Genomic DNA, 12,017 nt, shown 5'->3' with positions numbered 1-12,017 from the left:
GCTAGCGACTTAAAAATAGTGAGATTTTTCGGTAGAAAAGGACAAATTAACAACTACTGCTCTCTATATTGTTTTTCTCGATAATATCGATTTTTCTCTCTAATTCTATAATCTGTAACTTACAGCTCTTATAGTGATCTTCTTGATTGCCCTCTATGTCCTTAAGGGTTCTTTGATAGATACGGTTGTACAGTGAGGTTAGGGCTTTTTTAATTGCTTTGATTTCTTTCGAAGATAAATCCATTTGCTTATCAAAATCAGGTGCTTTTATTTTTGCACACAGCTCAAAAAGTGTGAGATTAAAATCTTGATAGTATTGCTGCACTGAGTTTTCTTTTGATTGATCGCTATATTGGATGTTTTTTTTCATCAGAATGAGCAAAGCACTATCAATCAAGTTTTTTTCATAATCTGTCAAACATAAGTAATGGTTCATTACATCGATTCTCAGTTATTTCAAAATTGCTATTCAGAAGGCCATCAGTTGGCTACTTTAAAAAAACCCAACCCTAACGACCCTTGCAAAATACTTATCTCGCCTGCTTAGTTTGGTCTTTACTCTTTAAAAGATTTTATTGTGATGCGGCATATCGTCAATGGCTTTGAATAATCAACGCATTTTATAGGGTGAAAATGAAAGTATCGTGACAACGTCTACGCTTTATAAAAAATATGCCAAAGCCAGTCGCCCTAATCTATATATAAGATATCTTTTCATTCGCTATTACTTGCCCGTCTAGAAAAGCGCCAATATGACGCTTATAGCGTACCACTTAAGAAACCTTTCCTCATTAAGGTTACTTTTCTTCAATCTTCATAAATCTACTTAACGTTTGAATCATTTATCATTCTCGTTGTCGATAGAGCAAATTTTTATCACGATGCTTTTTATCACGTGAATGCTTTGCTTGATATTGAGTGAGGCAGTTTCAACCACAACTCATAACTAATATGACTTTATACGAGAAAAAATAATGAAAAAAATAATGATAAGTTCAATACTAGCCATTACTGCTTGCTTCACAATGGTTAGCCAAGCAAGTGCTGCGCCGCAAATTGCTAAACATCATGTTGCTCAAGTGAAGCATCAAAAGGTCAATGCAAAGTTTGATAATAAACATCAGCATGTGAAGAAAAAGGCAGTAGTATCAAAGCATCAATCAAAAAAACCAGCGGCTCATCTCAAAGCAAAAAGCAAGTATCAAGCTAAGCATACTCATGGACATCGTTCTTAATCGTTCAGCTGACTGATATAAAAATAGCGCCCATATTAGGCGCTATTTTTTTGTTTCGTTGTTATGTAATAAGTGCTATGTGACGAAAGCTATGTAACAAGGCTATATGATAAAGGGCATGTCACCATGATAATCACTACTGACTGTTTAAAGTCACCGTCTTAGTACTACCATTACTACTAGGCTGACTCAGTGTCACTTTGCTTGCTAAGATATCGCCTTTGGCATTGATCTTGTAGCATTCTGATGAAGTGCCTGCAGGGTCAAAGCTGAGTAATAGATTGCTTGAGGTTTCTATACAGAACCATGCGGTATTATTTGTATCACGCGATAAAGACCAGTCTTGGTTATAAGTCCCTATCTTGTTACGCATGCTGCTATCGGCATAGACATTTTCCGTCAGTAGCTTACTAGAAGCGCCTACCGTCGCCATTTTAGGAATGGTGGTCGTCTGGTTAGATAGCGAGTATTTACCTGTACCGTCTGTAAAACCATGGAATATCAGTGGATTCAGGGTGAAGTAATTGATAGCGACGGATTGATTGGTGATTTGATTATTCATCTTATTGATGGTGTTTATTTCGGTACCTTGTACAGACTTATTATTAAATACCATACTGCCTTTAGGCGTCACTTGAATCTCTGCTGACACGCTTTGACTGCCGACAACCGCAACTAATTTATCACTGCGTTATTTGGTATAGATGTTGAGCATGGCAGTCTCAACAGGGTATTGAGTGACGATGCCATTGACATTGTTGTTTTGACCCGTGTTCCCTGTCATTCCACCAGCACAAGCGCTTAAACCCAGTCCTGCTGCAATACATAAACTTAGTGTCTTCATTATTTTGTCCTCAACTTTTAAATGTATGATGTGATATCTACTATAATCGAATTTTTAAACAATGACATCTGCTAACTGTCTTAGACTTTGCTATTTTTAGTCCGCCCATACCAACGGTACTTTGTGAAATTAACGAGAGATTACTGAGAGAGTCTTGGTACAAAGTGATGATAGTCGCCAACGATTTTATAGTATGGCAGCACTGCAGCAATTAAGACCAAATGTTCTATCGATACCGCATTAAGAGAGATTAATGACTTAGTAAAGAAGGGGATGGTGCAAGAATTTCAAGCTTCGGGGTGTCGTACGAGTTATGAGTTGAATTTATAATAAAAATTATTTGGTTGAGAAAATCTGCAGGCCACAAAAAAGCCAGACAACTGAAATTATCTGGCTTTTTGTGCAGAATTTTTATCAGCTATCCTAATTAGCTAACCATTAACCATTAACCATTAATCTATAGTCGCGATACTGCTACCGCTTAGAACTTCGACCTTTTGCAGGGCGCTTACCATTTGTAGCAGGTTTGCCATTGCCTACAGCCTTCTTGCCATTACCAAAAGGACGTCTATCTTTACCTTTAGAACCCGCTGGTTTTCTCGCATCATCCTTGGCGTGTTTTTTATTGCCTTTTGCTGTCCCCGCTGATTTTGAAGACATTTTTGTCTTTGATGAATCATCAGTACGATTATTTTTTCGTGGCGCATTACGAGGTTTCTTGCCCGGATTACTGGCATCTGAAGAAGAACCTTCTATGGACTTAAGTAAAACAGACAACTCTTTTTCGGTTAAATCTCGCCAATCTCCAACGGGAGTACCTTTAAGACTGACATTCATAATCCGCGTACGCTCAAGCTTCACCACTTCATAGCCAAAATGCTCACACATACGACGAATTTGACGGTTTAAACCCTGCACTAGCGTGATGTTAAACACGGTGGGTGCCACCTTAGTAACCGGGCATTTCTTGGTCATCTTCCCAAGCATTGGCACGCCACCAGCTAAACCCTCAATAAAACTATCTGTTATCGGCTTGTTCACCGTCACCAAATATTCTTTCTCGTGGTTGTTACCAGCACGAAGTACCTTATTAACCAAATCACCATTACTGGTCAAAAAGATTAAACCCTGAGAGTCTTTATCCAAACGTCCAATCGGAAAAATACGTGTACTATGTCGAACGAAATCAACGATATTATCTTTTTCTGAAGCTTCTGTAGTGCTCACAATACCCACGGGTTTATTCAAGACAATAAACACAAAATCATCCGCCTCTCGCGGCTCAATGAGTTGCCCGTTGACTTTTACCGTATCTCCAGCAACCACTTGATCGCCGACTTGAGCACGCTTACCATTGATGTATACATTACCTTGTTCAACAAAGCGGTCAGCGTCTCGCCTGGAGCAAATACCGCTTTCGCTGATGTATTTATTTAAACGAGTTGAGGAAGCGTTAAACATAAAGCACCGTTTTACCTGATAAGAAGCATTTTTTTACTAAGAAAAAAGCCTAAATTAAAGGGGTTGTCAACAAAGAGATGGTTCACATTATATAGGAAATTCAATATCCATTTCGGGAGAGAAGGGCAAAACCTTAGAAATATATCCAGTATCGTATTTGTAACTATTAAAATCAATATTATCCCAATTTTGTTTCTACGGATTTAACGGTAGAGGTCATACTTTATTCACTGATTTTTATCGCAAGCTGAGTACTAAGAAATGGGCAATGATGACCAAGTGTTCTATAGACCCAGTACTACGAAGTATCAATGACTTGATAGAGAAGGGAATGTTGGAAAAATATGATGCTTCTGGGCGTAGTACAAATTACGAGGTTGCCTTGTGAACAAACTTGCTAGGGGTTTGAATTTTACTGTCCAGTTGGTTAGTTAGACTCTCTCAAGCTAGTTTCTACAGGATTGACAGCATAGGTCAAGGATAACCAAGCTGAGTACGTTTCAAAAAATGTATCATGTGCATGTGCTGAATTGGTAAGGATAAGCGATGTAAACTCACTGCGATTATCTATGTAAATTTGCTGTAAATAGTCACAGCATCGAATGAAAGGCTTATTAAAAATGAAAGGCTTATTAAAACAGCACATTCAGGTTTCTTATTATCATTATTATGCCACTGATAACCATTAGCATGAGTAGCATTATTCTAAACTGACTAATACTCATACCGGCCAAAAAGCGTTTGCCGATGATATTGCCAATAACGGCACCTAATCCTAAAACAATGCCATATACCCAAAGCTTGACGGTGAATATACCAAAAAAAGAATAGCTGCCGATTTGTACCATACCTACAAAAAAAGAATTAGCCGTTTTGGTAGCAATAAGGTTTTCTTTTTCTAGTCCAGTATTCATATAAAAAGGGTTAAGTATAGGGCCGAGACCGCCCACTAATGTGCTCATGAAAGCAATCATAAAGCCCAAAGGTATAAAACCTGCTTTTGGCATATCAAAAGTTTTATTTACCTTACCAAACTTATATTGGAATATAGTAGATACCAAAAACACGCCAACCAACAACTGGATCCAGTTTGCATCCAAACGACTAAAAACCAATGCTGCTAACCACGCACCGACAATGGCACTTGGTACATAGTATTTGGTCAACGACCAATCAATATCATTCCAGAATAAATATAGTCGAGATGTATTACTAATCAAAGTAGCCAAATTGATCACAGGTGGTGCAACCGCTGTCCCTATCATCCAGGAAGTGGCTGGTATCAGTAACATAGCACCGCCACCACCCGATATAGTAGAGATAATAAAAGCGGCCATGCCAGCGAAAAACAAGCCTACTAAATGCCAACTTGGGATGGATTGTAGTAAATCTAAAACAAGGAGCACTATAAAATCCTATTTCATGAGTGACATCAAGTGGTAGTAGTCAACTAAATCTGTCTAAATGATAAGAGGTTTTATTAGAGTAGCATTTTCATTCCTCTAGCAATTTCAACGCGTTCATTGAAAGTATCGGGTGTAACTATTTCCTAAAAAAATGGTGGTCATACATAGAGTATAACCACCACCGGAGAGTATTTTGAGAACAGAGTAACTAAAACTTAAATAGCAGGCTTAAATTTTCTACGGTAGATACTACGTATAACTGGCATGAATACCATCAAAATAGCCAACAACCATAGCACTACTGTGATAGGGCTGCTCCATAAGATACTAAGCTCGCCTTGAGAGATAGATAGGGCTCGTCTTAAATTAGACTCCATGAGCTCACCCAATACATAGCCCAAAATAAGCGCTGATAAGGGGAAGTTTAGTTTACGTAAGAAGTAACCGAAGACACCAAGTGCCACCATAAATACCAAGTCAAAGGTCGTGCTATGGATAGAATATACGCCAACGAAACTGACCGCAGCAATGGCTGGTATCAAGATGTAGTTTGGTACATCAAGCAGTTTGGCGAACAAACCTACCAAAGGGATGTTCATGATTAGCAAAATCACGTTACAGATAAATAATGAGGCAATCAGACCCCATACGATATCTGGCTGCTCAGTAAATAACTGTGGACCCGGTGTGATGTTATATAACGTCAACGCACCCATCATGACTGCTGTCGTACCAGAACCCGGCACACCTAGCGTCAACATTGGCACAAATGAGCCACAAGCTGAGGCATTATTTGCTGCTTCTGGCGATGCAACACCGCGAAGATCACCATCACCAAAGGTTCCAGTATCACCAGCGATTTTACGTTCACTAGCATAAGTCATTGCACTGGCAATCGTTGCGCCTGCACCTGGTAAGATACCAACAACAAAGCCCATTAGACCACTACGTAGCATGGCTCCAAAAGCAAAAGTAAACTCTTTAAAGTTTAATAGACTGCGCTTACCTTGTTCAATAACCTTGTGTCCCGTCGTGGTTTTTTCGAGCAAGATTAGAATTTCACTCACACTAAAGAAACCAATCACAATGGTAGTAAATTGAATGCCATCAGACAGATTAACCGAATCAAAGGTAAAGCGGTAAATACCAGTAACAGCATCAACCCCAACAGTTGCTAGACCAAGACCAATCAACGCGGCAATACCCGTTTTAACTGGCTGATCACCTACCAAACCACTGAGGCAGGTAATAGCAAATACCATCAGTACAAAGTATTCAGCAGGTCCAAATGAGATTGCCCATTTGGCTAATAACGGCGCAAATAGCACCACACCGATTGTCGCGATAGTGGCACCGACGAAAGAGCTGACAGCAGATAAAGACAGTGCAATACCAGCCTTGCCTTGTTTTGCCAATGGATAGCCATCCAAAGTCGTCATAATGGCGCCAGCATCACCGGGTACGTTAATAAGAATGGCAGAAATACGACCACCATATTCACAACCAAGATAAACGGCTGCTAGCAAAATGAGCGCACTCTCAGGCGGTAAACCAAGCGCAAAAGCGAATGGCAGTAATATCGCTACACCATTAATCGGGCCAAGACCCGGCAACATGCCCACAATCGTACCTAAAAAAGCTCCGATGAGTGCCAGCAGTAAGTTTTTGGGGGTAGATGCAACAGCAAAGCCATGCATCAAAAAATCAAAAGTATCCATATTGGCTATCCTATTATCCCTGACAACAATCCGAGTGGTAATTTGACATCTAAAAATAGGTCAAATAAGACATATAAGCCAATACTGATTAACACTGAAAAGATAAAACTCTTTAGAGGATTACCTGCAAACAGTAAACCTACGGCGAAAGACATCAGAATAGTGGCAAGAATAAAGCCCAATACTTCAAAAATGAGACCATAGACCAATAAGGCAAGCGCACATAAAATAAGATTACGGATGATCGTTTTATTTAAACCCAATTCAATCGCTTTAGTAAAACTGGTGGGACGAAAAGCAACGACTAAGCAGCCAAAGGCAAGCGGGGAAAAGATTAAAATAGGGTAAGGACGAGGACCAATTGGGTCATAAGCAATAGGGGCAACATAACCAATGGCTAAGTATATTAAGAATATACTGACCAGTGCCATCAGCCCGGAAAACAAACGTTCCATTGTCATAAGGAGCATTCCTTGGATTTTGGAGCAAAAGGCTGACAGATAGATATCCTGCCAGCCCTTTGAGAAATACCAAAATATTTGATATTCAATTGCTAAAGGTTATTAAATCTCAACGTAACTATTTGGTTGGTGCTGCTTCAACAAGACCATATTCAGCAGATAACTCGCGTAGTTCGCCCGTACGTTTATAAACGTAGGCTTGTAGCTCATCGCCAGTCATAGAGAAAGGCAGCAATTCTTGTTGCTCACGTATTTCAGCGAATTTCGGATCAACAAGCATCTTATCGAAAGCCTCTTTCCACCAGTTATAAGCACTAGGGCTTACGTCTGGACCCATGTAGTAACCACGAACGACTGGCCACGTCACATCATAACCTTGCTCTTTCGCAGTAGGAATATCGGTCATCGTGCCGCCCAATCTTTCATCTGAAAATACTGCTAATACACGTAATTTACCTGCATTGGCTTGCGGCATAGTCTCAGCAATACCAGCACTGACAACAGTAATATGATTGCCCATCACCGCTGTGATCGCCTCGCCGCCGCCTTCCATGGCCACATAGGTCATGTCACTAGGCTTGACACCGACGGCTTTGGCTAAAATGGCCGTTTGCATCCAATCTTGGCCACCAACGCTACCACCAGCACCGAAGCTGATAGCTTTTGGATCTTTTTTGAGCTCAGCAACTAAGCCGGCCAAATCTTTAATAGGAGAGTCTGCATTGACCGCGATAGCGCCATAATCAGTACCAACACCCGCGAGCCATTTCACATCTTTTTCAGTGAACTTACCAAATTTACCTTGCGATAAATTAAGGATAGAGCCGGTAGAGAAGGCAATAATTGCATCGCCATTGTCACGATCATTGGCAACGATTTTGTTATAAGCAACAGCGCCGACGCCGCCTGGCATATAGGTGACGCGCATAGGATCTTTTAAGATGCCAGTATCTCTTAAGCCAGCTTGGGCAAGCTTACAAGTCAAATCAAAGCCGCCGCCCGGTTTGGCAGGTGCAATACATTCTGGACGTGAAGGGGCAGTGAGCTCAGTTGATCCATCTGCGGCAGTCGCATCTGTACTGGCAGTTTCGTTTGCATTGTTACAAGCGGTCAAAGATAGAATAGACAGGCTAAGAGCCAGATAGGATAGTTTTTTCACACGACACTCCTTGTGTGTATTTTTACAGTAAAAATTCAATAGAATTTTGGCCAAAATATAAAGTTATTACAGGTGAAGGTAGCATTCGATTAATGTGTCTCATTAACTTCATAAACGTATGCTTTTCATTACTATGCAAAAGTAACAGAATATTTTAAAAATAACAAGAAACATATGTATGTATGTATGAATTTTATAGTAATATATTAAATTGAAGGCGGCATAAGGTCTCCTGTTATAGCAATATGCAGGATGAATAAATGATATTGATTTCTTCGAAAAAAATATTTAAATTAATTAAAACAAATAGATAAGATGATTTGGTGATGGCGAAGATTATTGAGACATCCTAAAAATAACGTTGATATCAGTACCATTACGGGGCTATGACAACGATTTAAGAAGTTATGAATTTAGTGAGAAAAATAGATATATTGGGATCAAAATATAGTAAGCATATTTAAAAATATTAAAAAATCACGGTATATTTTACCTATGAGAAGTTAAAATATCAGCTGGATAAGTAAAATTGCGAGTATTCCGATACCAATATCTAAGGGCACTGCCTTGAATAGTAGCGCATTAAAAAGCTTGTCTTTGTTTATAACGACTTGAGAAGCGCCTAACATCAGACTACCTCCTGATGAGAAAGGCGAGAGTGATGAGCTTTGCGCCCCCACAACAATACAGGTAAATAGTAATAAAGGGCTCAGTCCAGAGGCAACTGCTAGGGGCAGGACCATAGGAAATAAAGTAGGGGCGACTACCCCGAGCGTACTAGCAAATATTGACATAATGGCGCTAATAACAAAGACTAAAATCGGTATCATCCAGATAGGTACATTGGTACTTAGCCATTCTGTCAGCTCATAAATAACGCCTATTTCTACTCCGAGGCTGATTAACATACCAACACCACAAATCATAATGAGGGTATTCCAAGGTATTAGAGCAATCACTGCTTTTTCATCGCCTAATTTTAAAAATAAGCTCACTAAAGCAAAAAATATGGCGATAAAACCAATGTCAATCCGAGCGTTCAAAAACTGAATCGCTGATACTTGTGGCATGAGTAGATTTAAAATGGGCACGATAAGTACAATAGCCATCATAATAAAGATCAGTATAAGAGACTGTTTTTGTTTACTGTTAAAGGGTTCTGGTATGGTCGTCTGAATCGATATTTTGCTATTTTTGGTATTGATAAAGCTATAAGCACCCAATACAATCATAGGCATGATAAAAGTGACAGCGAACACCCCTAACACATAAGTAAAGGTATTGTCATTTGCGACGCCTGCGCCGCGCATCAGCTCTCTAAAAATAACACCGCTTTGTGAGGTGATAAAGTTAGCACCCGCTAAGGCACCATAGTTCACCGATAAAGTAGCAATGACAAGATTCAAGTTAGTGCGTTTAGACAACAGCAGGATCATTGGTGCCATCGTCGCTAAGACGGTGTAATAGCCGGCTCCTAGGCCTGCAATAATCGTGGCAACAAGGAAAATAACCAAAGGTAAGAATGCGGGAAAGTGACGGCACTTATAGATTAAATGATTAGATAGCTTCTCTAAAGCACCGTTAGCTAGGGGAAAGTTATAGAAAAGCGTCACTGCAAAAATAACAAAGAAAATTTTGAGAGGCCATAGCTCAACAATTTCATGTGCCTTCATCCCCATACCGAAACAACCGATCAGATATGAAAATGCAATAGCAAATAGGCCAATATTAATCTTAGTGGTATAGCCCAAAATGATACATATCACGATGGCGGCGAGAATATAAAGAGTCACGACTACTCCTTGACCTTAACTGTATGAGTTCTATAAAAAACCATAGCAGTTTTTACAGAGTAAAGAGCATTGCACTAATATTGACGGATAGCTTTTTATATCAAAAGCTCATCTGAGCTTTAAAAGCGTATCATTGAGTAGAATGATAGCAAAAAAGTTGGCGTTAATTAGGAAAGATTAATCATAAAAATATAATAATGCTTTAATATTAATGTGATACCTATCGAATGCGCTGAAAGCTTAAGAGAAATTGATCAGGGATAACGTAGTTTTACAGCAATAGCAGTGCTTGACGAGATTGAAACAGTTAATAAAAACCTTTCCACTGTGGTGAAAAAAATGCTAAATAATTTCAAAGAATTTAAAATGCCACGTTATGAGCAAGTGCGATGGCATATACAGACGTTACTGACAGAGAGTAAGTGGGATTAAAACACGCCCTTACCGACGGAACAGGAATTTGCAGATAAGTATGAAGTATCTGTAGGAACTGTCCGAAAAGCTGTCGAAAAATTGGTAGAAGATGGGGTGTTAATAAAGCAGCAAGGCAAAGGCACCTTCTTAAAACGTCCAGATTTTGCAAGCTCATTATTAAAGTTTTTTAAGTTTCGTGATAAAGATGCTCGCTATGTCACACCGAAGGGCATAATTAAAAAAACCATGGTCATAAACGGTATTGATGACACTAATAAAAAACTAAATATAGGTAAAAATAAAGCGCTCATTTATATAGAACGTACGCGTATGGTTGAAGACAGAGTCTTGTTAAGTGAAAAGATTTGGTTACCTAAGAGTCGTTACGAAGCCTTTGCAACCCTAAATCCTGAAGATTTTGAGAATCTTCTCTATCCGTTTTACTATACAAAGTGTGGTCAATTCGTATCGTCTGCTGTAGAGACGCTGTATTTTATAACCGATCACAGTGATGATTATCTGGGCAACAATAAGCAAGAAAACTTAGTTAAGGTATGCCGCATTGCGAAGAATCTAGAAGGCGATCCTATCGAATATAGAGAATCATATGGACTGGCAGAAAAATTCAGTTATGAGATTAATATTATTTAGCGGTCTATCAAAGTAGTGGTCAACTCATTCAGATTATTTGCAAAGGGGTTATGCAATTAATAATATGTAAAACTGATACAGTGTTTATAACAACTTTATTTAAGGGGCTGTCCTAGATAAGTAAAATAATCTAGGATAGTCATATGAGAAAGAGTAGATTAAGTTGGTACAAACAAACTAAGCTTATCGAACTATTTGTTGCCGATTCTACCGCAAGAACAGCATCAAGCTTAGTGGGTGTTAATAAAACAACAGCCAGCTATTACTTTCACAGGCTAAGACTACTGATTTATGAAAATAGTCAGGAGCCTGGCCTTCTAGAAGGCGAAATAGAAGTCGATGAGAGCTACTTTGGCGGCGGGCGCGAAGGCAAACGTGGTCGCGGTGCTGGTAACAACGTGCCTGTGTTTGGACTGCTTCAGCGTAATGGTAGCGTCTACGCATGTATTATCCCTAATACCAGAGCCGATACCTTAATCCCTATTATAAGAGAGAAAGTAAAGCCTGATAGTATTGTTTACACTGACTCCTTTAGAAGTTACAACGCCCTTGATGTCAGTGAGTTCACCCATTACCGTATCAATCATTCAAAAGAGTTTGCACAAGACAGAAACCATATCAACGGAATAGAGAACTTTTGGAGCCAAGCCAAGCGACATATGCGTAAATATAATGGCATCCCAAAAGAGCATTTCCATCTGTTTTTGAAGGAATGTGAGTGGCGTTTTAACTACAGCGAACCAAAACGTCAATTATATCAGCTAAAACAATGGGTTAAACAATGGGTTAAACAATGGGTTAAACAAGAACTGAACTAGTTATCTAGGACAGCCCCTTAAAAAAAATTATGATAGCGCAAACTAGAGTTTTTCTGC

Annotated in this window: 11 protein-coding genes and 1 pseudogene; 3 read left to right on the top strand and 9 right to left on the bottom strand. The window is 39.3% G+C overall.

Annotated elements, in window-relative coordinates; all coding sequences use genetic code 11:
• Positions 1-46 precede the first annotated feature (46 nt).
• Positions 47-397 carry a hypothetical protein gene (locus JMV76_RS13790; RefSeq protein WP_227690421.1) on the bottom strand — a complete coding sequence of 117 codons (351 nt, stop codon included), beginning with the start codon at positions 395-397 and terminating at the stop codon, positions 47-49.
• A 577-nt stretch (positions 398-974) separates the two neighbouring features.
• Here JMV76_RS13790 and JMV76_RS13785 point away from each other — a divergent pair.
• Positions 975-1,235: a hypothetical protein gene (locus tag JMV76_RS13785; protein WP_109589307.1), complete on the top strand. Its 261-nt coding sequence runs from the start codon at positions 975-977 to the stop codon at positions 1,233-1,235.
• Between the two features lie 136 nt (positions 1,236-1,371).
• Here JMV76_RS13785 and JMV76_RS13780 read toward each other — a convergent pair whose 3' ends face one another.
• The 8 genes from JMV76_RS13780 to JMV76_RS13750 all read right to left on the bottom strand — a co-directional run bounded on the left by JMV76_RS13780 (position 1,372) and on the right by JMV76_RS13750 (position 10,077).
• Positions 1,372-1,887, bottom strand: coding sequence for a hypothetical protein (locus JMV76_RS13780; protein WP_227690419.1), 516 nt, complete (start codon positions 1,885-1,887; stop codon positions 1,372-1,374).
• A 39-nt stretch (positions 1,888-1,926) separates the two neighbouring features.
• Positions 1,927-2,079 carry a hypothetical protein gene (locus JMV76_RS14950; RefSeq protein WP_227690418.1) on the bottom strand — a complete coding sequence of 51 codons (153 nt, stop codon included), beginning with the start codon at positions 2,077-2,079 and terminating at the stop codon, positions 1,927-1,929.
• Positions 2,080-2,553: 474 nt separating this feature from the next.
• Complete coding sequence (rluF, locus tag JMV76_RS13775; RefSeq protein ID WP_201503069.1) at positions 2,554-3,540, bottom strand: 23S rRNA pseudouridine(2604) synthase RluF; 987 nt, start codon at positions 3,538-3,540, stop codon at positions 2,554-2,556.
• A gap of 632 nt (positions 3,541-4,172) precedes the next feature.
• Positions 4,173-4,946 (bottom strand): sulfite exporter TauE/SafE family protein, encoded by a 774-nt coding sequence (locus JMV76_RS13770; RefSeq protein WP_265090317.1) that lies wholly within the window; start codon positions 4,944-4,946, stop codon positions 4,173-4,175.
• A gap of 215 nt (positions 4,947-5,161) precedes the next feature.
• Positions 5,162-6,664 (bottom strand): tripartite tricarboxylate transporter permease, encoded by a 1,503-nt coding sequence (locus JMV76_RS13765; protein ID WP_020443969.1) that lies wholly within the window; start codon positions 6,662-6,664, stop codon positions 5,162-5,164.
• Between the two features lie 5 nt (positions 6,665-6,669).
• Complete coding sequence (locus tag JMV76_RS13760; protein ID WP_201503068.1) at positions 6,670-7,125, bottom strand: tripartite tricarboxylate transporter TctB family protein; 456 nt, start codon at positions 7,123-7,125, stop codon at positions 6,670-6,672.
• A gap of 118 nt (positions 7,126-7,243) precedes the next feature.
• Positions 7,244-8,284 (bottom strand): Bug family tripartite tricarboxylate transporter substrate binding protein, encoded by a 1,041-nt coding sequence (locus tag JMV76_RS13755; protein ID WP_201503067.1) that lies wholly within the window; start codon positions 8,282-8,284, stop codon positions 7,244-7,246.
• 503 nt (positions 8,285-8,787) lie between these two features.
• The gene (locus JMV76_RS13750; RefSeq protein WP_201503066.1) at positions 8,788-10,077 is read right to left on the bottom strand and encodes an SLC13 family permease; all 1,290 of its coding nucleotides are present in this window, start codon (positions 10,075-10,077) and stop codon (positions 8,788-8,790) included.
• 339 nt (positions 10,078-10,416) lie between these two features.
• Between JMV76_RS13750 and JMV76_RS15210 the strand changes: the two are divergent.
• Both JMV76_RS15210 and JMV76_RS13740 read left to right on the top strand, forming a co-directional pair.
• Positions 10,417-11,142: pseudogene (locus JMV76_RS15210) on the top strand (GntR family transcriptional regulator).
• Between the two features lie 143 nt (positions 11,143-11,285).
• Positions 11,286-11,960: an IS1595 family transposase gene (locus JMV76_RS13740; protein ID WP_201503065.1), complete on the top strand. Its 675-nt coding sequence runs from the start codon at positions 11,286-11,288 to the stop codon at positions 11,958-11,960.
• The last annotated feature ends 57 nt before the right edge of the window (positions 11,961-12,017 follow it).

Origin of the sequence: Psychrobacter cibarius (assembly GCF_904845955.1) — a bacterium.
Classification (GTDB): domain Bacteria; phylum Pseudomonadota; class Gammaproteobacteria; order Pseudomonadales; family Moraxellaceae; genus Psychrobacter; species Psychrobacter cibarius_B.
Note: the sequence above shows the minus strand (reverse complement) of the source record. Positions and strands in the feature narration are given on the sequence as shown.